This window comes from Cyclobacterium roseum, assembly GCF_010119225.1.
GTDB lineage: Bacteria > Bacteroidota > Bacteroidia > Cytophagales > Cyclobacteriaceae > Cyclobacterium > Cyclobacterium roseum.
Genome location: NZ_WNKF01000013.1, coordinates 43,849 through 65,472, shown reverse-complemented (window position 1 = coordinate 65,472; position 21,624 = coordinate 43,849). Strand labels below are relative to the sequence as shown.

The 21,624-nt window shown below is 44.2% G+C and carries 15 protein-coding genes; 5 read left to right on the top strand and 10 right to left on the bottom strand.

The genetic code is table 11. The features are described 5' to 3' along the window. Nucleotides 1-44 precede the first annotated feature (44 nt). From GJQ68_RS17140 to GJQ68_RS17120, 5 genes are all read left to right on the top strand, one after another. Nucleotides 45-2,258, top strand: coding sequence for a S9 family peptidase (locus tag GJQ68_RS17140; protein WP_162418524.1), 2,214 nt, complete (start codon nucleotides 45-47; stop codon nucleotides 2,256-2,258). Between the two features lie 152 nt (nucleotides 2,259-2,410). Continuing rightward, the gene (locus GJQ68_RS17135; RefSeq protein WP_162418523.1) at nucleotides 2,411-3,385 is read left to right on the top strand and encodes a sialate O-acetylesterase; all 975 of its coding nucleotides are present in this window, start codon (nucleotides 2,411-2,413) and stop codon (nucleotides 3,383-3,385) included. Nucleotides 3,386-3,695: 310 nt separating this feature from the next. Then, on the top strand, nucleotides 3,696-3,902 hold the full coding sequence (locus tag GJQ68_RS17130; RefSeq protein WP_162418522.1) for a hypothetical protein: 207 nt from the start codon (nucleotides 3,696-3,698) through the stop codon (nucleotides 3,900-3,902). After that, a complete protein-coding gene (locus tag GJQ68_RS17125) occupies nucleotides 3,899-4,507 on the top strand; it encodes a Uma2 family endonuclease (RefSeq protein ID WP_162418521.1) in 609 nt (202 codons plus the stop codon). The genes GJQ68_RS17130 and GJQ68_RS17125 overlap by 4 nt, the downstream gene beginning before the upstream one ends. A 7-nt stretch (nucleotides 4,508-4,514) precedes the next feature. Further along, the gene (locus tag GJQ68_RS17120; protein ID WP_162418520.1) at nucleotides 4,515-4,679 is read left to right on the top strand and encodes a response regulator; all 165 of its coding nucleotides are present in this window, start codon (nucleotides 4,515-4,517) and stop codon (nucleotides 4,677-4,679) included. Between the two features lie 80 nt (nucleotides 4,680-4,759). Here the strand turns inward: GJQ68_RS17120 and GJQ68_RS17115 are convergent, their stop codons facing one another. The 10 genes from GJQ68_RS17115 to GJQ68_RS17075 form a co-directional block, all read right to left on the bottom strand. Beyond that, nucleotides 4,760-6,187: a S10 family peptidase gene (locus tag GJQ68_RS17115; protein ID WP_235941681.1), complete on the bottom strand. Its 1,428-nt coding sequence runs from the start codon at nucleotides 6,185-6,187 to the stop codon at nucleotides 4,760-4,762. A 146-nt stretch (nucleotides 6,188-6,333) separates the two neighbouring features. Then, nucleotides 6,334-8,367, bottom strand: coding sequence for a carboxypeptidase M32 (locus GJQ68_RS17110; protein WP_162418518.1), 2,034 nt, complete (start codon nucleotides 8,365-8,367; stop codon nucleotides 6,334-6,336). Between the two features lie 383 nt (nucleotides 8,368-8,750). Continuing rightward, the gene (locus GJQ68_RS17105; protein WP_162418517.1) at nucleotides 8,751-8,927 is read right to left on the bottom strand and encodes a hypothetical protein; all 177 of its coding nucleotides are present in this window, start codon (nucleotides 8,925-8,927) and stop codon (nucleotides 8,751-8,753) included. Between the two features lie 93 nt (nucleotides 8,928-9,020). Next, on the bottom strand, nucleotides 9,021-11,216 hold the full coding sequence (locus GJQ68_RS17100; RefSeq protein WP_162418516.1) for a M60 family metallopeptidase: 2,196 nt from the start codon (nucleotides 11,214-11,216) through the stop codon (nucleotides 9,021-9,023). Nucleotides 11,217-11,338: 122 nt separating this feature from the next. Beyond that, complete coding sequence (locus GJQ68_RS17095; protein ID WP_235941679.1) at nucleotides 11,339-13,471, bottom strand: M1 family metallopeptidase; 2,133 nt, start codon at nucleotides 13,469-13,471, stop codon at nucleotides 11,339-11,341. A 25-nt stretch (nucleotides 13,472-13,496) separates the two neighbouring features. After that, a complete protein-coding gene (locus GJQ68_RS17090; protein ID WP_162418515.1) occupies nucleotides 13,497-14,849 on the bottom strand; it encodes a M24 family metallopeptidase in 1,353 nt (450 codons plus the stop codon). 440 nt (nucleotides 14,850-15,289) lie between these two features. Beyond that, nucleotides 15,290-15,418 (bottom strand): hypothetical protein, encoded by a 129-nt coding sequence (locus GJQ68_RS23550; protein ID WP_262888120.1) that lies wholly within the window; start codon nucleotides 15,416-15,418, stop codon nucleotides 15,290-15,292. A gap of 420 nt (nucleotides 15,419-15,838) precedes the next feature. Next, complete coding sequence (locus GJQ68_RS17085; protein WP_235941678.1) at nucleotides 15,839-16,123, bottom strand: DUF3864 domain-containing protein; 285 nt, start codon at nucleotides 16,121-16,123, stop codon at nucleotides 15,839-15,841. A gap of 216 nt (nucleotides 16,124-16,339) precedes the next feature. Then, nucleotides 16,340-18,073, bottom strand: coding sequence for a RagB/SusD family nutrient uptake outer membrane protein (locus tag GJQ68_RS17080; protein WP_162418514.1), 1,734 nt, complete (start codon nucleotides 18,071-18,073; stop codon nucleotides 16,340-16,342). Between the two features lie 11 nt (nucleotides 18,074-18,084). Further along, nucleotides 18,085-21,441 carry a SusC/RagA family TonB-linked outer membrane protein gene (locus GJQ68_RS17075; RefSeq protein WP_162418513.1) on the bottom strand — a complete coding sequence of 1,119 codons (3,357 nt, stop codon included), beginning with the start codon at nucleotides 21,439-21,441 and terminating at the stop codon, nucleotides 18,085-18,087. Nucleotides 21,442-21,624 lie beyond the last annotated feature (183 nt).

The window sequence follows — 21,624 nt, the reverse complement described above, 5'->3', positions numbered from 1 at the left end:
GGCCTATTGAGTAAGCTTTAGATAGAAATATATAGTTAAATGAAATGATAAAAAACTCATTATTACTTGTATTGGTTTTGCTGGTTCAGGCTGCTTTCCTATCGAACATCGGCTGTTGCCAGATTGTTGTCCCTGACCACACTAAAGAGAGATTGAAAGAAATTTATGACCAAAATATTTTTTCAGCAAAATCATTTAATGGCAGATGGCTTCCTGATGATTCGGGATACCTTCTACTTGAAAATCTACCGGGAGAGGATACACAGGCACTGGTAAATTATGATGTGCCCGGGGGCAACCGAACGGTGCTGATTTCCCCAGAGGATTTTGACAGGTTTGGTTATTCAGTCCCTTTTATCATTGAAAACTATGTTTTGTCTTCGGAGGGTGACAAAATTTTAGTAGAAATGTCCGGTAAGGACAACGATTTCACCGGGTCCGATTATTGGATGGTGGATCGGAAAACAGGTACCAATGAAAAAGTTGTGGCCGGAGCAAATAACCGTATTTCTCCGGATGGCACGCAAATTCTCTACGCCGAACGGGGAGATCTTTATGTGTATAACCTGATTACTAAAAATACTACCCGACTTACGTTTGATGCCCATTCGGAAACGGTTACCAACGGCAGGGCTGTTTGGAGTCCTGATGGTACGCATATCGCATTTGTTCAATCCGATGTGAAAAAGGTGAGAAAAAGGACTTCCTTGGTTCCGGGTGATCCTTCTTATCCGGAAATAAAAGAGCAGCGATTTGCTAGGGTGGGTGGAGATATCGCTGTATTGCGTGTAGGTGTGGTGGACACTTCAGGAAAAGCCATTCGATGGTTGCCAATACCCATACCAAAAGAAGGATATTATATTGGAGAGGTTAGCTGGGCAGGAAATTCGGAGGAGGTTCTTGTGGAAAAAAGAAGCCGATTCAGGGACCAAAGACAATTTTTGATTGCCGACATTGATAATGGAAGTATAAGCACTACTTACGAAGAATCTGATCCGGCATGGGTAGTGGCAAGTTATAGAACTAACGGAGGAGTGGATTGGATTACTGATACCCGCAATTTTATTGTCCTGACTGAAAAGGATGGTTGGAGACACGCGTATTTGGTATCTCGTAATGAAAAGAAAGAGGTATTACTAACACCAGGAGATTATGATGTCATCGGAAGGGTAGGGATGGATGAGCAAAAAGGGTGGTTTTACTATTATGCCTCTCCTGACAATGGGACCCAAAAGTATTTATACAGGGTACGGATTGACGGAAAAGGAAAAGCGGAAAGGATAACTCCAATAGATCAGCCGGGGACGCACAATTATACGATCTCTCCTGAAGGGAACTGGGCATTTCACACGTTTTCTTCTGCAAATACACCTCCTGTAACTGAACTTGTCAGTCTTCCGGAGCATAAAGTGGAACGTGTACTTGAAGGTAACATTGAGCTCCATGAAAAAGTCAAATTGCTGGTCCCACAGCCAAAAGAGTTTTTTAGCCTTGATATAGGCAATGGGGTGGTTATGGACGCCTGGATGATCAAGCCTTCCGATTTTGATTCGGCTGAAAAATACCCTGTGTTTGTTTACGTATACGGAGAACCTCACGGGCAAACTGTAATGGATTCCTGGGGACATGCCATGACTGAATATCACCGTGTTATCGCCGATCTGGGATATTTGGTAGTGTCATTTGACAACCGGGGAACCCCATCCCCAAAAGGAGCAGCATGGCGCCGGGCGGTAGCCGGAAGTTTAGGTCCCCTGTCAACGGATGAGCAGGCAGCAGCATTACAGGAGCTTGGGCGAAACAGGTCCTATGTTGACCTTAGCCGGGTAGGGATCTGGGGATGGAGCGGCGGCGGGTCAAATACCCTAAACGCCATGTTTCGTAAACCGGACGTATATGATGTGGGAATCGCTGTTGCCCCTAAGCCACAACCACACCTTTACAATGCCTGGTTTCAGGAGATATACATGAAAACTCCTGAGGTGAATCCTGAAGGCTACCGCAAATCGGCACCAATAAACTTCGCAGAAGGATTAAAGGGGGATCTTCTGATCATTCACGGAACAGGTGAAACCAACACCCACCTTGAAATTACCGAAGGATTGGTGGATCGCCTGATCGAGTTGGGTAAGCCATTTGACTATATGGCCTATCCCAACCGAAACCACGGTCTGAGTGAGGGAAAAGGCACTTCACTGCATTTGAGGCTTTATATGGTGAGGTATTTGCTTAACCATTTACCGGCAGGGCCACAATAAACTTCATTTAGACCAATATGCTGTGTCACAATTTTAAAAAAGCTACTTCAGGAATTTAATCTACCAGATAAACATGTCCTAATCCGGCAACTGAATGTGTTAGCCATCAGTTGACAATACAGGTATTTAATTAATTTTAGCCTCTGAATATAATGGAAAAAAAATCGGTAAATACTCCAGGAATTGGCCTTTTAGGGGTCCTAATTACCATCTTGCTATTTACGTCATTTACGCCAAAAGGCCCTGCCCCTCTGAAAGTGTTTATTCTTGCCGGACAATCCAATATGGTAGGTCATGGGGAGGTTGAAAAGGGAGATCGGGGAAATCTTAACTACCTGGTTGGAAATGATGAAAACGGAGAATACCAGCACCTGTTAGATGAAAAAGGCGATTGGAAGATACGGGATGATGTATTTATTTACTTTAACCATCAGGAAAAAATTCGTACGGGTGGATTGACCGTTGGCTATGGTGCCAATGAAAATACAATAGGCCCCGAATTACAATTTGGCCATGTTGTAGGAGATCATTACGATGGCGATGTTTTGATTATAAAAACCGCCTGGGGTGGAAAAAGCCTTGCCGTTGATTTTTTCCCTTCCGGTGACCTTACGGATACAAAACCACCTTTAGCTGCCGGAGATACCGGATACTTTTATGTTCAGATGATATCAACAGTTAATGAAGTTGTAGGCCATTTGGAAGATTATGTGCCTTCTTATGAAGGTCAGGGCTATGAAATTATGGGCTTTGGCTGGCATCAGGGATGGAATGACCGGATCAATCAAGAGGCTAATGATGCCTACAAGGAGAATATGATCCAGTTTATCAAAGATGTACGAAAAGACCTTGGTGTGCCGAAACTTCCGTTTGTCATTGCCACGACAGGAATGTCAGGCTGGAATGAAACCCATCCAAGGGCCTTATCCTTGATGGAGGCCCAATTGGCTGTAGCAGAATTCCCGGAATTCATGGGTAATGTCAAAGTGGTGGAAACAAGAGATTTCTGGCGTAAAGCGGAAGACTCACCCGCCAATCAGTCCTATCACTGGAATAGAAATGCCGAATCTTATTTTCTGATTGGGAAATTTATGGGTGAATCAATGCTCGATATTCTTAAACCCTAAATCGTGATCAGGATTGAAAACACATAAAATCAGGGCGATAGAAAGGTGAAATTGCAAATTACACCCAAGTGAGTGTATTTTTTCTCTGTATCAAACTTTTTTTGAATCGTATTTCTTGGTTAAAAGACAAGCAAATAGGCGCTAGCAAACAACACCTTTAGCATTTGTTTCGTATAAATAGAAACCATATTTTTGTTAAAAGCCTTTATTTCAGGTTTCTTATCGTTCCTTTTTATAACTTTCGGAGAATGAAGCGTAGCTCAGCGTTATCACAAAACCATACAGGTTTTTGTCACTAAATAATTGAGAAATGAAATCGATCACTATTGATATTATCAACGAAAAGGCCATCCATCTTTTACAGGATTTAGAATTGCTTAAATTGATTCGAATAAGGAAAGAAAAGGCTGGTAAAAAGGATGCTACAGACTGGGGCCGATACAAGGGAGCCATGTCCAAACAACCTATCGGCGAGGTTGACCAACAACTAAATGAGTTACGCATTTTTAAACGATGAATGATCATGATACTCCCAACAAAGTTGAAGAGCCATTTTCCGAATATGGAAGATACACCTATGCTGACTACCTGACCTGGCAGATAGATGAAATGGTGGAGTTGATTCGCGGTAAGGTATTCAGACAAGCCGCTGCACCTCGGGTAATCCACCAACGGGTTGCCGGGAACGTTTTTGTGGAGTTCTCTAATTATCTAAGAGGTAAAAAGTGTGAGGTATTCATTGCTCCGGTTGATGTCCGGCTTCCGCTAAAATCAAAACGAAACGAAGATATTGATACAGTAGTGCAACCGGACATTTGCGTGATTTGTGATGCTCGCAAAATCGACGAGGCCGGTTGCCTAGGTGCGCCGGATTTAGTAGTCGAAGTCCTATCTCCAGGCAATAACAAGAAGGAGCTGCAACATAAATATGAGGTATATGAAGAATCGGGTGTCAAGGAATATTGGGTGATACATCCGAATGAGTGCACTTTATTGGTGTATACCTTAATCAACGGACGGTATGATGCATCGAAGATTTTTACCCATGGAGACATGGTGTCTTCAAAAGCTGTTGAGGGATTTGTATTAAATTTGGAGGAGCTGTTTTCTGATTGCGTATGAGGAATAGGTGGTAAATGGGTTTGCGCTGGATGTGAATGATTACCTGATAAAGCCTGTTTCTTTTGAGCGGTTTAGAAAAACCATCGACAAGAAGGTTGACTATCTTTCTGCACAGGTGACTGGCGAAGAATTTGCTGACAAACCCAATCCCTTTTTTATCAAAACACCGTAACTGGATGCTGTCTGGTTTCGCCGAGCTATGGGTAAAATTTTAAGTTAGTTGCAAAAGTTGGCCGAGACAGAAAGCCTACATCAATACGTTGCCGCTTCACCCTTCAAGGGAATTGATTGTTGAATAAACTCCCGGAGATCATTGGTAGACGTTACCAAATCTTCCTCCCTCACATACATCATGTGACCACTTTCATACACTTTAAAATGCAAACGGTCTTTCATTTTACCGCTTGGATCTAGCTTCCACATGCCATTCATTTGTCTAAAATAATTGACCAACATATCGTAATATCCTGCTTGAAATAATACTTGAAGATGGGGATTCTGCATCATGGCATTACGCAATTTCTCTCCGGTCCCATCCGTAAATCTATCCCAGGGCCAGGGAAATACAGCACCGGAAACATGGTATTGCAGGTCTGTTTTAAAATTTAACTCATCTCGAAGATACGTATTAATTGCAGGAGTGAAGGCATTATCCCAGGCAGCTGACTCCGGTGCAGTTCCGGTAAAGGTATCACCCCCATCCATTTTATCGATACCTTTATACCGTGCATCCGAAAGACCCAGGAAATATCCTTCGTCCCTTAGTAACTCTTTTCTGAAAGCATTTCTGGAGACTGTCAGATTGTGGTCCAATATGAGTTCCTTTTTGAGACCTGTGTAACGGGCTAATTTCTCTGCAACGGCTTGTTTCTGATCTTCACCAATAAATCCACCTCGTTCGACTGCCGGTAAATATTCCTCAATGGCATACGCTTCAACTTCTGAGAGAACATCCGTAAGACTTTTTTTCTGTAAATCTTCAGGTAGCTTTTTATGATACCAGGCTACCGCAGTGTAGTTAGGCAACTGTAGTACTTCATTACTTGCGATAGGTAGTTCCATTTTAGTCCCGGAAACAATAACTACTCCGTTAAGGTAAATCCCATGGTCGTCTTGCAGTTCATCAGATAAGCCCGCTACACGTGTTGCCGAATAACTTTCCCCAATCAGATACTTTGGGGATCTCCAACGTTCTTGTCGTGATAGGAAATTGTCAATCCAGTCAGCCAGGTAGGTAATGTCTTGATACACCCCAAAAAAATCTTCCCGCTTGCCGTCATTCAATAGGCGGGAAAAACCCGTATTAACGGGATCAACATATACGATGTCTGCCACATCGATAATGGAATGGGGATTATCGACGATACCATAGGGTTGTATGGGATATCCCTCATCACTTATTTCCAGCCGTTTCGGACTTGTATAACCCAAATGCATCCATAACGATGCAGCTCCTGGCCCCCCATTGAATGAGAATGCAATGGGTCGATTTTCGACCTGATCGACATCATTTCGTTTGTAATAGGTATAAAACAGCGCTGCATCAGGCTCTCCATCTTCACCGTATACCGGCTGCGTACCTACGGTAACTTGATAGGGTATTCTTTTCCCGTTAACCGTTACTTCATTGGAAGAGACAAGAGAAGTGTCGGCCGGTAATTTATTCTTTTGGGCATGCACAGTAGTGACGCACCCAATTAAAAAAAGTAAAGGGAAGATTATTTGATGGCGAAATTTACTGGTTTTACTACACATAATAGGGTATTTATTTAGGGGTTAAATTTTTTACAATTATTCCGGAGATGCCGTAAAGCCTTGCACAAAAGTTATTTATATACTTCAAGCGCATTTCGCATGGCACTCAGTAGTGGTTTAGCACTTAAAGGCTCTCCCGTTGCTTCAATCATCCACAGATCCGGAGTAAGTTTTCCGATTTTGCATGTTCGTATCATTTCTGTCGCAAAATCCTTTCCCTCGAACTGCTCCTCCAATTGCATGACGACAATATTTCCAATGGGATAACTGTGCAAATAGAGCGCCCCGGAAATGAAATGATTATAAATGGCTAAGATAGGGACATCCCTAACACCAAAAATTTCTGCAAAATACTGGTTCCAGATATCCTTCGCAATCGTAATGGTTGCAGCCTTAAGCTCTTCAACCGTAGCATCCGGATGATCATACAGCCAATGCCAAACCCTGATCTCGTGAAGCGCTTCTGATCCCATTTCACAAACAAACCAAAATGCGGCCAATGCATTATCCTGCTTTTCCCGGGCACTGTATTCCTCATTTATTCCTAAGGCAATCAAGTTTCGGTAAGCAATAAGATCTGCCATCGCCTCTGTATACGGGCTGCTTGGGATGCCTTTCAGTAAATAATAATCCGACATGTAGGTGCCTACATTCTGCTGAATGGTATGGCCGATTTCATGCATCCCTACCCTGTAATTTTTGTAATCCAGGCCATCCTTTTCAAAACGGATACGCAAATGTGCTTTAGCACCTTTCATTTGTGGCGCATTGGCATGTCCTCCGGAGGGAATGGGATCAACAACCACGTGATTGCCAAAAAATTCAGCTTCAAAATCCGGGAAACCAATTCTTTTGAGGATGTTGGGAATATCTTGCTGGAATGCCATTGGGGTGGGATATTTTTCTTTGATCAACTGATCCAGTTCATCCATTTTATAATTCGTATTGTCGCTGAATCCCGTATACCATATATCGAAGGGTTCTAACTTTCTCCCAATCTTTTTTTCAATCACCGACGCTACGGCTTTCTTTTCTGTCGCGCTTAAAACGGTTTCCAACAATGATACAATTTTTTCTTCACTCAGCTGACTGTTTTTAAAGGTTCGGGTCAAATAGGTTGATCCTTCAGGATGGATTGAATCCTGTTGCATCTTGGATAACATGTTGTGATGCAACACTTTGTATCTATTATCAGGTTCAGCCTTAAAATCTGTTTCGACAAGCTTTTCTCCCTCTTTCAGATACACCTTATTGGCTATGGGTTCCCAATAATAAGCCGTTTCTCCTACCATGCATTCCGGTATGGTTTGATAGATGATATGCATCACTATGGTACTTATTACTCGCTGCTTTTCCAGTGGATTATCCCTGAAGTAGAGCCCTTTGATTTCATCTCGTAATCCATTGTGACTGTTTAACCGGGTTCCTTCAGGAAAAAGAACTTCAAGATCGGGTGATACCACATGATCCATTGATAGAATATAGCGGGTGGTGTAATCACGAAGCTCATCGGGGATCGGCATGGGGTCGGGCTCCTTATCCGGGTCGGACCTAAAATCAAATTTATCTCCCAATCTGACCATTGCCCACTTTTTCCGACTCCAGCCTGCTCCTAATGCCTCCTTTTCTTCATTGGTATAATAGGGGAAATTGAGGGCGATGGCGAGGGCAAGTTTGCTTTTGAAAAAATCAATCGTGATTTTTGAATCGCTGAATAATCTGTCGAGCTCAGTGATAGGTCTCGTCATTGTCACCAATGGGTAATCGAGCGCCAAAGAAAGTTCCCGCCGATACCCATTGATGGCACTAAATTGTTGTTCAGCAATGTTCAATGCATTATCAAGCTCCGGACCGGAAGGGATAAACTGCTTCAGACAAAACTCCTGAAATTCAACACCATTCCCATTTTCTTCAAACCAAAGATTAGAAAGGTGCCTGACACCACGAACGATGCGTTCTGAATTTTCTTCTCCATATTTCGTTAATAGTTTCTCAGTAACCTGATTTACATCGTTCTGTAAACTGTCTTTGAAAATCTCCTGCCCGAAACTACTATGTGAAACAAAAACAAAAGAGATAATAACTAAGTAATTAATGTTTTTCATTTTAATATTTAAAATTAACGCGATCGATTTAAGACCGTCCTTAAAACCGGCTGTATTCGTCACAGCGAACCCTTTTTTGTAGGAGCTATGGTAGGGCAGTCCCGTTTTACATGGCTTCCACCGCAGACCCCTCCTCAAAGCCTACCGATGCCGTATATTTACCACCCCCTGTCTCCCCCTCCTGAAAACAGGAGGGGGCTGGGGGGAGGTGATTTGATGTCACTCTTTATTTTTTTTTTAACATATTGTTTTTTAGATAGTTAAAAATATGTACCGTCATCCCGATTTCTGCATTTTTTAAATGTTTAGCCTCGGAATGACGGTTTTATTAGTAAATTTGGTCGAATTCATGTAATTAGTTTAAAGGCTTTTTAAAATCCTATTCAGGTTAAAATGCTTACCATTACTTCTGTTTCATATTCCGGATTGATTTCCCGGGGAATGGGCGCATCAATCTCCTCTTGCCACTTTATAAGATCATCAAGCAACTCATCCCGTTTATCAACCTGGACAGCTGCAAGGGTCGTTGTTTCACCGATATCCTCCGATAGGTTATACAATTCGACTGCATTATTTTCAAGTACATCCTCCCAACCACCATCAAGCACCCACTCCTCGTGAAACTGTAATAACTTCCAATCTCCTTTTCTGATTTACTCACCATCAAGCCAATCTTCCGGGAAATAAAGCGTTTGGATTAATTCAATTTGTTGTATCGATTGCGTTGCAAATTCTTCGTTCCAACTGGTATAAATAAATCCCATGTCCCGCTCCAGGTCATGACCATCCGGTGAAGGATGGCCCTCTTTTGGAAACATTAGCTTTGCATGGGCCCTGGCCTCGGATAGTGTTTTGGGAAGGATGGATTTATAATGCTCCAGCGTCTCAAATATTTCCCTGGATGGAGATAATCCTGCCACATCAAGGCTGTCAGCCAATGCCTTATTGTTTTCGGGTGGCCTGCCCCAAAAATGAAGCAATGGGCGGAGGTCTGCATTGGCGGCCACGGACATTCGTAAAATCCGATCATCGGTAGGATGGTGCGTCTTTTTAATGACAATTCCCCGGTTAAAATCCTCATTCACTTTTTTAAACATATTTCCCAGGGCATCCCATCCAAATAAGCGGACCACATCCACATATTTGGCATGCCCCCGGTGCTGGTAAGACATGCGGTCCCTGTTCAAGGGTTGATTGTTTCGGAAGGGTTCCGTTACCATTAAATTGATAGCTGCCACGTCCAGATCTACATCAAGCCGATTGCTTATCGACGATCCGAAAGCCGAATCCAGTTCCATACCAAATCCGTCATTTGCCACGGCTACATGCAAGAGGTTAACAATAGATTCCGTTTCGTCAACAAAAAAGGAAGGAACATGAGAGTGGCCCATTTCGTGGAAAATGACCCAGGGCTGCTTTACTGGTGACTGCAGCATGATATGATTTCCTTTTCCGTCCGATTCTTCCGTAGGGTCATACCTAACGTTGATCTCCGGATATCCCGGAGCATGAACCCCTGCCCGCATGATCGCATCTACCTGACGAAACATAAAGTGGGTCCCCTGTGGCAATGGCTTGCCCAAGAGATCGGCAACGGCATCCATCGCTGTATCGTACCGATTCAGCATGGTCTCCGGGTCATCAAAATCATCGATCCAACTTGTGGGCACCTGCATGAGAAATTTATCGGTTTCAAAATCGGCCCAGGCTCCGGGATGGTCGCGCTCGGTTTCTTTCCAATCTTCGAGGCTTGTTTTGTTATAATCCCTGGTCGAAAAATAGGGAGAACGGACGGCTCCGGTAATTTCCAGTTCAACGATACTCCCCTCTTTTCCCTCCGGAACTTCAAAATAGATGTTCCCGCCAAGGGGAGAACCTACCGTGATGGTTCCATTGACTACCGGATAGATGATGGTTGCCCTGTCGAGCCGGGCGATTCTGTTCCGGTACTTTAAATCCCAAAAATGAGTACCCACCCTGATGGTATATCCCTTATTTACAACTGATGGTGGTACTTTGATTTTTACAATAGTTCCAGGGGCAACATAGGCTCCTGTAGGACGTCGGGAATAGGCATCCTGGTGAAAATAGATCGGCGTCCCCCAGTTTGGAGCCTGTGATGCGTTTACCTTAACCCGGTAAACATTATCCGGATCCTTTGGTGGATTCACTTCTCCCGGAAAATAGGCAGCCGTCTTAAACATGGCCCCTTGATATACCTGCGGAAATTCTTCCAGCTTTGAAGCGCTGTAGCTGCGGGTAATGGCATCCATGATGTAAAAAAGTGCGTAATGAATCTCCATACCGGGCTGTACTTCCCGTGGTAACATTATTTTTTCCCCTTGGACATCAAATAGGGGGCCAGCGGTATTCTCGTAGGTACTCACCAGATCAAAAGCCTGCTCGATGATTTCCTTTTTGATGCCAATCGCTGAAATATTGGCTTGAATAATGGAGTCCTGTAGGGTAATCGCTTCTGGTGTAAGTACTGATTTCCCTGTTAAATGATTCTTTAGTTTTGAAAATGCCAGTTTAAGATTAGCGGAAGGGGTCTCCACATCCATTTCACTGATGGTTTGATACCATGCTTTTTCGACTTTTGCCGAACTCGGCCCTCCAAAAAACTGTCCCCGCGAAAAAACAATCGGCCCTACCTGATTAAACAGGTATTTGTAATTCCCATCGCTGCCAAAAGCAACATTGGTTGGCTCCTCAAAAGCGTGTTCCGCTTTACATTCCATATAACCGGCTGGTCCCTGAGCCAATGTACTTATCGCGATTGAAAAAATCGGAAGAATAAGTAACATGCCCTTTAGGGATCGTTGCGGGATAAGTAATTTAAATTTCATGTGTTTATAATTTGCTTTTCAAGGACCATAACTCGTTTCTACTGAATACTCCCGACCTTCGAGGGCATCCCTCTGTGGGTAGCCTTCATCATACCCGGTTTTTAGAAAATTTCAGACGATTATTATTTTGAATTACGAATGAGCTCAATCGACTTCTCAGCAGCATTTTTTAAGGTATTACGGGGCGACCTGACTTTTGCGGCTTCATTGAGAAATCTCAGATGTGATGCATTGCCATTTTTCCCGATGGCGATAAGTGCCTCCGCCCTAACCAGGAAACTATCATCCGTTTCGTAAATACGCCTGAAATCACCTATCATGGAAGGGTCTTTTAGTTGCCCCAAGGCTTTTATAGATGCAGCCCTGACTTTTGAGTTGCTATCGCTGATAGCATCTAAGAAAACTTCTTTACTATTGCTTTCATGGAATTCAGACAAGTGCTGAATAGCAGCTTCTCTGACGGCCCAGAAATTATCTCGCATGGCAAGCTCCGTCCACTTCTGAATCGTTTTCGGAGAGCTGCTAAAGGCCTTAAGTTGATCAATAGCCCATAATCTGCCGGGTACATCATCGTTTTCCACCTGAAACAAAAGTTCCTCCTCGGTTTTTTTAAATGTCCATTCTTTGAGCAGGTGGTTGCCTTCATCAAAACGGACCATCAAAGGGGCTGTATCGAATTTAAATTCAAATTTCTCGACACGATCTTTCAATGCTATTTTTTCAACCCGCTTTCCATCGGTATGGTAAAATCCAATATTAACGGGTATTGTATAGATTGGCACATTCTCCCACTTATCCTGGGTTTGTTTTATTTCCAACGCAAGGATCTTAGTGGATTCATCCCAGTTTTTGCTGACCTCAAATACGGCATGTCCCGGATGAAACAGAAATTGTTGGAAAAACAAATCCATGTTCAGGCCACTGACCTCTTTCGCACATCGCATAAAATCCTGGGTGCTTACTGCCTGAAATTCGAATTGATGCAGAAACTGACTAATAACTCTGAAAAACGTATCATCACCCAAAACGAATCGAAGCATGTGCAAGACATTGGCTCCCTTGGGATAGGCATGGCTGTCAAAATTCTGTCCCGGGTTTTCATAGCGGTTAAAGACAATGGGTCGCATATACCGGTTATTCGCTTCACGCAGGTAGGCATTTTTTTTCCGCAGCAGGTCATATGCCGCTTCATCTTCACCCCAATCAAATCGTTTATACAAGTAATCGGAATAGGTAGCAAAACTTTCGTTGATCCAGTTATGCTCCCAGCTTCTGCATGTAACCAGGTCTCCCCACCACTGATGCGCAACCTCATGGGCCAGAATCCCTTCAAAAGAAAAGTCGATTTCTTCTTCGCTGGTAGTTACAGCCCCTTCTCCAAGAAGGGTTGCCGATGTGGCTTCGGCTCCCCCACCCTGATGCGCAGAGACCACCTGGTCATATTTTTCCCAGGGATAGGGATAGCCATATAGCCGGGTAAAAAAATCTATCATATAAGGTGTCTTGGCAAAGGATCTTTTTGCGTCCTTCTCATGTCTTTCATAGACCCAATAATTTACCGGCAATGCGTCCAGAGAATCTTCTATGACCGTATAATCTGCAATGCTAAGGTTTGTGAGATAGGTGGAGTGCGGCAGGCTTTGTTTCCAATGGTAGGTGTGTTTACCATTTTCCTGATTTTCCGTAATGCTCAGTAGCTTACCATTTGACAATACCTTATAATTATTATCAACCGTCACGATCATCTCCTGAGTCACTTTGTCGTGGGGATAGTCGTAACAGGGAATCCATTGCCGGGCTTTGTTGGGCCAGCAATCGGAAGAAACCTGCATGGGATTGGTTTCCGTTTCATCTATAAATTTCAGGCCTTCTACCTGCTTGGAGAGATTGTACTTTATGGTAAAAGTCAGGGTGTCTGCGTAGGAATAAGTGCGGGAGAGGTTAATATGGACTTTCTCTTCTCCCTGAGTATACGAAAGCGGAAATCCCTTACTGTCGAGCACATCGCTTACATCTAGTGATACCGCATCCAGGCTGACCCTTTTCAGATCACTCCTGAGCGGTGTCAGGGTAACGGTATTTTGTCCCGTCAATTGCTTCCTCTCCATATCGATATCCAGCTTTATGCGGTAATGTAAGGCATCAAAATCCCTGTCCGGTTCTAGGGTAATCGGCCTTTGATAAATATCCATCTGTTGGGCAAACAGTCCGTAATGAGCCAATAAGAGCATTAGAAAACCAAAAAGATACTTCATGTTTCTTTGAATTAATTTAGATTTCTTATTGATTATTTTTCATAAATGCCTCTATTTCAGCTACCGTCCGTGGCAGTCCTTCCGATAGGATTTCAAAGCCATCTTCGGTGATCACCACGGTGTCTTCGATCCGGATACCGGTTACCTCATCCGCTTGTCCCATAATATCGCAGGCAAAGACAAAACCGGGTTTCAACGGTTCTCCCCGGTCGAAGTCGAGCATTCGGTCATGCACGGCCATGCCAATACTATGGTTGAATCCGCCGTCCCGAATCCATAACTTGAACCGGGGCTCGGTGGTGTCAAATCCCAATTTTTCAAGCTCTCCTTTAACGACCGCACCGATCTCTGTCAGAGAAATCCCCGGCCGGTAAAGGCTCTGGCATATTTCCCTTACAAAAAGGCCCAGCTCGTATATCTCCCGCTGAGTTTCGGAGAATTTTCCACTTGCCGGAAAGGTGGTTGAAACGTCTGACGCATAGTACTCCTTATTGGCCCCTCCATCCAGGATGATAAAGTCTTCTTCCTGCAATGTGCGGTCATATTGCATGTAATGGCCGTAGGCATGATTTTTATCCGACATGATAATGGTCCCGAATGCCAATCCTTTTGCCCCGCCGGACATGCAAACCTGCTGGAAAAGGGCAGCCAGTTTTACCTCTGCTACACCCGGCCTGGAATTTCTTATGACCGCTTTGTGTGCTTCTACGGAAAGTTGGGCAGCCTTACGAAGTACATCAATTTCAGCTTTCGACTTGATCTTTCGCAGTTCCCAGATAAAGGGCGTACAATTCAAAACCTGATTGTCAGGGAAGCGCTGGTTTAGAACCTCCACGAATTGCATTTCCCGCGTAAGTCTGCCATCCCATTCATTTTCGGTTACGGAACGTCTGAATTTATGGTATTTTTCCATGGAATTTTCGCCTATAAATTCCTCCGGGCTAAATGGCGTATAAATTACCGTACTGCTGTTTAATCTGTCTTTTAGCGCTTCAGAAAAATCTTCATAGGGAAAATAGTTTTCAATTCCGGTAACTTTTACAGGCTCCCTGACCAGGTCCAGGGATATATTTTCCCCATCGGCATGCCGCTCATCGATGGTGAAAAATAATGTGCTTTCCCGCCTTTCTCCATCCACTATAAGAATGGCATCGGGAATTTCAACCCCGGCAAAATACATCATGTTGTTGTATTGGCTAAAAGGCGTATCGCCCAGAGGTTCTGATGCACCCCGGATGATGGCAATTCCATCAGGAATACTTTCCATGAGTTGCTGCCTTCGGCTTGCGTATTCATCCTTTTCAAAGATTAGCTGTGCATTTACCTCAATTGCCGTGAAGCAAAGCAGCAGCGTTAGAAAGAAAGCAGATTTTATCATGTGATTATTATTGTTTTCATTGGATATATAGCCTGCAAACCTGCCAGACGGTTGGAAAACCGACAGACAGGTAACCTCTCATGGGTACATTAGTTGTTATTATTCGATCAAAACGAAAATTAAAACAATATAAACCTATTTTACTAGTTGTTTTGAAGCAGAGCCTATTTGCAATAATTCTTTAAAATTAACGGGTTTGCGCTGGTTAACCCTCAATCATCTTAGCCAAAAAATATGGTATGTTAGCAATGGGAAGGCTGAGTTCAAGCATTTTCTGTAACTTTCATAAAGACTTAAATGTGATACTCAAAAAAAATTTCCCAAAGCATCAATGGGTTCAGAATTCTATTAACCTGGCATTCGATGCTAAAAGAAGTTTATTTTACCATTCAGCTCCTTATATTCAAGCTTGCGGTTCGGAGGTGGGGCGTAGAACATTTTTACCTGAAAATTTCACCTTTTTTGGCAGTTCGTTTAAGTTCAAAGGCACTCCCTGGCGGAAAAAACCGACTGTCATACCGATCGTATTCCATCACCTTCTCCACAAAAGAAAGGGTGCCGTCACTCATTTTGGGCACCGTCTGCTGCTTGAAAAGGAAAGCCTAAGGGCATTTTTGTAGGTACTTAGTGTAGTTTTCAGGGTTGGCAAAGGCTCCCTGATAACCTGAAGAAAATATCCCGCCCCTGCAGGGCTCAGACCAATTGAGTCATTCAATCGAGCGATTAAAGGAAGAAGTATCACGCCTCTTCAGTGCTAAAGTGAAAAATTTAACAATATTTGAAGCGCATCGCCATCAATACATTCAATGAAGCTAAGCACAAATTACACTTTCGCCAACTCAGCCCTGACAGGGCGAAACACCATAGCACAGGGTGAAGCCCTGTGTGAAAATAATCGATAATGACCAATCCAAGCCCTATAGGGGCGCAATAAACCGACAAGAAGTTAAGAATCAACCAAATAAAAAGACATGAATCCTATTTATCATTTAGTTAATACTCAGCGGATGCCCTTCCTCAAACAAAACCGGATACCTCTTTTTGATCATTTCCTGTTCTTCTGGATAAAGCGCTTCTATTTTCATGGGCACATCCTGCGGTCGGGTACCCTTTTGGTTCAGGCGATTCATCAGGCTCCAGTTGCGGATTGGCTGCCCTGGTTTTGCGTCAGCAGGTTCTTTCGCCTCCAGGTCGTAACGAGTAAAATCGATCACTTTCTCAGGAGTCTGGGCAATCCAGTCGCTGAGCGTGGCCATTCGAAAATCCTTGTTCATAAACCAGCGAATCTCCAGTTCCGGTTCCGATCCACAAATGCCTGATCCCCGGTGGACGAAACGGTAATCGAGTTCATCGTTGTTTAAATAATCAAAATCGGGTGGTCTTTTATGAAACTGTCTATAAAATACAAAGCTACGCCCATGCGAAGTGGTTATTCGCAGGGACGTAGCTTTGCTAATTCAGGCTCCTTTCTTACACAAAAATGGTTTCGACTACCAACCCGGATTCTGGTCCAGGTTTGGATTTAAGGTGAGCTCATTGGTGGGGAGCGGTATCAGGTAATCTCTTTCGGGATCAAATCCATATCCCCCGTCCGGGCCACTTAACCGATCCCGAAACGGATCAAAGAATCCGTCCGCATTGATCGGAACATTAGATATTTCCTGTAATTCGGGCGTAGCAAAGATGCCTACGAATCGTTCTCCCATCCAATATTCATGTGCTCTCCAGCGCATCAAATCGTCAAAACGAAATCCTTCTGCGAATAATTCGACTACGCGCTCTCTTCTGATTTCATGTAACACGTCGGTCAAAGGATAACCGTAATCCGGCCAGTTGGGATCGGGAGTGATGTCGTTTAAGTTAAGGTGCGGCATTCCTACCCTGTCCCTGAGCTGATTAATGGTCATGTCAACATCCCCCTGTGTCAGGGTGCCCAGTTCTGCTTTCGCTTCGGCATAAATCAACAGTGCTTCGGCATACCGCATGAAAATATAATCGACATTGCCATTGTTAATCCCTACGGAAGGGTCTACTACGATGTGCCGGAACTTTTGTGATTCGATACCGGTACCACTATTGTCCACATCCGGAGCATCATAATAAAGGGTATCGGTTCCTTGTATTCTTCTGATATCCCCAGGTACCATAAAGGTCTGCGCAAGCCGTGGATCGCGATTCTGTTCGATCAGTTCTAAGGTCTCATCTCCCACAAAATTTGGGCTAACAGCGATGGGCATGCCATCATTGCTCAAATAAAATTTTGACGCATCGTAGGTATATCCGTAACCGTTTGGCCAGTTCCACAATTGATTACTAAAGCTGTCGCCGATTGCTCTGTCGAAATGTTGGTAAAAAATCACTTCCGGATTGCCGGCATAGTTTACCTGATTAAAGAGCTCAAAATAGACGCTGCTACTGTCTCCTTGTACCAGAGAAAAATTCCCCTCATCAATCAACTGCTTCGCAGCGGCAGCCGCTTGTTGGATGTATCCACTGCCATCCGTTTGTCCAGCAAAGACGGTTCCTTGGTGGTATTTTTCCCAGCTACCGGCGAATAAGGCGGCTCTGGCTTTAAATAACAACGCAATGTCTCTACTCAACCGAGTTCCGGGCGTTGCCAACTGATTGCTTGGGTCCATTTTGGAGATGGCCATATCGATGTCACTGAGAATAAAATCAAACACCTCCGTTCGGTTTGCTCGGGCACCGTACAAGATATCTTCATCTTCTGCTGTGACGGGAACCGTAATGATCGGCAAGGCACCAAAATCCTTAAACAGGTCAAAGTAAAACCAGGCCCGAAAGAAATGTCCTTCCCCGACATAATGCTCTCGCATCGCTCCCCCTTCGGGAACGCGGTCGACGTTGGCAAGGAAGTAGTTGATGTTTCGAATATTTCCCCAATTCCAGCCGCCACCAGAACCCGGAACGTTTAATACACCATCCATACGTTGCGTAAACGTGCCACCAAAGGCATTGAGGCCTTCTAGTGCAAAGTCTGTTCCCTCGTCCTTGGTGGGTGCCTTTCCACCACCAGACGCTGGCCATCCCTGAAAGGAGTCATAAAACGAGTTAAGAAATAGCTCCAGATCGGATTGGCTATTCCAGAATTCCGGATCGGATATCTGATCGAGTGGTGATCTCTCCAGGAAATCTTCTTGGCAGGAATACAGCAATGTGCTCGCTGCTAATGCTATTATTAGTATATAATATATTCTTTTCATGGTGTCTTTTTTTAGAAGTTAAGGTTTATACCTGCAGACATGGTCGTGCTCAAAGGATAAGCGTCCCCAGCACCATACCATCTTCCTGCAAGTGCCTCCGGATCAAAAAACATCAAATCGGTAAAGGTTAACAGATTCTCACCCGATACGAAAATCCTGGCATTGGTCAATAACACTTTTTCGGCAATTTTTTTAGGAAGCGAATAGCCAATCTGCAGATTTTTAAGCCTTAAATAGGCCGCATTTTGAATTAGGTGGTCGACCGGCCTGCCGTAGTTTTTCGCATTTTCGCCGAAGAACTGCGCATAAGGTCTTGGGAAATAAGCATCCGGATTTGCCCCTAAAACACTTGTTTCGTCACGCCAGTAATCCATATGTCCCTCTAAGACATTATTGTGCATGGGTCCTGCTGCGGGTCCCCTAAATACAGAACTGTTTCCAAATGTCCAATCCCTTTTGGCTACTCCCTGGAAAAACACCGAAACATCAAAATTCTTGTATTGGGCGTTTAAATTCAGCCCATAGGTATATCGTGGTGTCGTATTTCCTATGATTTCAAGGTCTCCAGGATTACCAACGGTATTATCTCCGATATCAATTTTACCATCACCGTTCAAATCTTGATACCTGAAATCACCTGTTCTCCACACGCCGGAATAGATAAAACTCTGATCTACCCCTTCGTTAATTTCCGCCTCTGTCTGAAAATGGCCGTCGTACCGATATCCCCAGATCTCATTAAGATCCTGTCCAGGGTAAAAGGTATTCAACAATCCATTTGGATTGTTATAATCCACCACGGTGCTTCTGTAATCGGCCAATTGGCCTCTGATTTCGTAACGGAAATCCGGGTTAACCTGATTTTTCCAGGAAAGCTCCAGTTCCCAACCACGTGTTTTGATCTCTCCTTCGTTCCTTTTTGGCACGGTGGATCCCAATACGGCCGGAAGGGGTTGTCCCGGTCCCACCAGATCGGATGTCCTGGTTTCATAGACACCAAAAGAAACGCCTAATCGGTTGTTGAGTAAGGAAGCATCGATTCCCAGATCTAAGGTAGATACGGTTTCCCAGGATAAATTCACACTATTCAGATTAGGGGCACGAACGGTCCAGGCCCGCTGATCACCAAATAACCAGTTATTGGTTTGACGAATCGGCATGGTAGGAATGAATAGATAATTGGCCACATCCTGATTTCCCAAGGTTCCGTAAGAACCTCTTAATTTTAACAGGTCGAATAAATCAGTCGATGATAAGAAGTTCTCTTCCGAAAGTATCCATCCGGCCGATACCGATGGGAATACACCCCATCGCTCAGCTTCTTCAAACCGGGAGGACCCATCCGTCCGCATGTTTACTTCAAGCAGGTACTTTTCGTCAAAAATATAATTAAACCTACCAAAAAAGCTTCGGGTAGACCAGTGCCCTACCCCGTCATTTACCAGTTGATCTCCCACAGCGGTACTGATCGATGGAATGGCATCACTCAGCAAGAAGAAGCTTCTTGCACCTAAATTACTGAACGTATACTCCTCTTGCTGGTATCCCAACATCAATTGAAGATCGTGTTTTCCTAATAGCCTGGAGTAAGAAGAATAAATATTTGGAGAGAGATACGTATTTCTTCTCAATTCATTGTGATATTCCGTAGATTCCCGGTTTTGCGGTATAAAATCAATATCGCCACCAGAAAAATTAGGACCATCACCAGGCCTGACCCATGGAAATTGTAAACCAGTTCTGGTGTCTTCCACCTGAGTGGACGTGTAATTCAGCTGTACAGTGGTCACCCAACCTTCTATCGGCTTTAACTCTATTTTTGGGGACAGGACGATCTGGTTATCCGTGATCGTTTGCCGCACTTTTCTCCATTCCTCCACGCGGGTCTGCTGGGTCCAAATATCGGTCCCGGGATACTTGGCTGGGGTACCAAATTTTATTTTGCCAATCCAGTTCATGTACCAGGCGCGTCCAAAGTTCTGATTCCAGGGAAAATCCTCATTTTCGGATTTGTATTTAACAAATAGATCCAGGTTCATCCAATCCGTGACCTTGGCACCGATTTTAGCATCCACATTAAATCGACTAAATGATTCATCCCCGAAACGCAACAGTCCATCTTCCTCATAGAAACCAGTGGATAAATAATAATTCACATTATCGTTTCCACCTGAAACAGACAGGTTGTGTTTCACTCTGAAAGAATTGTCCTTCATGATCAAATCTCTAATACCATCATTGGCCACGCCTCTGGTACCCGTATTCATTAGGTCCCAATTATCGCCCGATCCAAGGGGCAACATGCCCGGGGCACTACCCGGATTGGCCAGATTTTGCTCCAGGCGCTGAATGGCTTCTTCCGGATAAAACGGAGAGGCCCCAAAATTGGTCCTGGCATCGTTTAAGGCATGTGCCCAATCTGTTCCTCCCTGTAACTTTGGCCATATGGTTGGCGAACTAATCCCGGCATTTGTAGAATAAGAAATTCGGGACCCTTTACTCCCCTTTTTCGTAGTAATCAGAATAACCCCATAAGCTGCCCGAGCTCCGTAAATAGAGGTGGAAGCGGCATCCTTCAACACAGAAACAGATTCAATATCGTTGGGATCGATGTCGTTGATGCCCATCGGGACCCCATCCACCAAAACAAAGGGAGCCGTGTTTCCTTCAAACGAGGCTAAGCCCCGGATGGTCATGGCCATATCCGCCCCTGGCTCGCCTCCAGCGGTATTGGGCTGAATGACCAGGTTACTGACCAGCCCTTGCATGGCCTGCTGTACGTTGGTGACCGGACGATTGGCCATGTCTTCCCCGCTAGCCGTAGAAACGGCGCCGGTAAGGTTGATTTTCTTTTTGGTACCATATCCGACGACCACCACTTCATTCAGCGAGGATAGATTCGCTTCCAGGGTAATGTCAATCTGCGTCTGGTTGCCAACGGCTACTTCCTGGCTCTCAAAGCCAATAAAGGAAAAAACCAAGGTGACCCCCTCCTCTACCGACAGGGTATAATTCCCGTCAATATCCGTGACGGTACCCGTGGTAGTCCCAGCGACGGTGACAGAAGCTCCAGGCAAAGGCTCCCCATTGTCATCAGTAACAGTTCCGGAGACCTGGATTTCTGCTACCGGACCGTTCAGGTCTTCTCCCGAGTTGCGGATTTCAACAGGATCCGCTCCATATGGATTGGTACCGCTGCTATTAGATGCGGTAAATTTCCCTTCCGCTAATACGGGGGCACCTGCGATCACCAGCAGCAGCAATAACTGCAGGAAAAAATAACCACTCATTTTGAAAATAAAAGGGGCCATTTTTCTATCCAGCCTTTTATCTTTTACGTTAATTAATTCGGTATAAATTGTTTTCATAACAAATTGGTTAAATGAACAATTTTTAAATTTATTAAGATGTGCAGCAGAAAGCATCCAATATTTTAACCAAAATGTGTGGTATATTAACCACTCAAATAACCATTCTCAATCCATACCCACTATCTAAACCACTTGTAATAATAAAGGCGGACCTTACTTAAGCAAGATCCGCCTTTATTA

Excerpts from the sequence above, each read along its gene's own strand:
- GJQ68_RS17100 (WP_162418516.1), bottom strand. The coding sequence starts at position 11,216 with ATGAAATTTAAATTACTTATCCCGCAACGATCCCTAAAGGGCATGTTA.
- GJQ68_RS17110 (WP_162418518.1), bottom strand. The coding sequence starts at position 8,367 with ATGAAAAACATTAATTACTTAGTTATTATCTCTTTTGTTTTTGTTTCA.
- GJQ68_RS17085 (WP_235941678.1), bottom strand. The coding sequence starts at position 16,123 with ATGAACAAGGATTTTCGAATGGCCACGCTCAGCGACTGGATTGCCCAG.
- GJQ68_RS17135 (WP_162418523.1), top strand. The coding sequence starts at position 2,411 with ATGGAAAAAAAATCGGTAAATACTCCAGGAATTGGCCTTTTAGGGGTC.
- GJQ68_RS17130 (WP_162418522.1), top strand. The coding sequence starts at position 3,696 with ATGAAATCGATCACTATTGATATTATCAACGAAAAGGCCATCCATCTT.
- GJQ68_RS17080 (WP_162418514.1), bottom strand. The coding sequence starts at position 18,073 with ATGAAAAGAATATATTATATACTAATAATAGCATTAGCAGCGAGCACA.
- GJQ68_RS17090 (WP_162418515.1), bottom strand. The coding sequence starts at position 14,849 with ATGATAAAATCTGCTTTCTTTCTAACGCTGCTGCTTTGCTTCACGGCA.
- GJQ68_RS23550 (WP_262888120.1), bottom strand. The coding sequence starts at position 15,418 with ATGAGTGACGGCACCCTTTCTTTTGTGGAGAAGGTGATGGAATACGAT.
- GJQ68_RS17075 (WP_162418513.1), bottom strand. The coding sequence starts at position 21,441 with ATGAAAACAATTTATACCGAATTAATTAACGTAAAAGATAAAAGGCTG.
- GJQ68_RS17125 (WP_162418521.1), top strand. The coding sequence starts at position 3,899 with ATGAATGATCATGATACTCCCAACAAAGTTGAAGAGCCATTTTCCGAA.
- GJQ68_RS17140 (WP_162418524.1), top strand. The coding sequence starts at position 45 with ATGATAAAAAACTCATTATTACTTGTATTGGTTTTGCTGGTTCAGGCT.
- GJQ68_RS17095 (WP_235941679.1), bottom strand. The coding sequence starts at position 13,471 with ATGAAGTATCTTTTTGGTTTTCTAATGCTCTTATTGGCTCATTACGGA.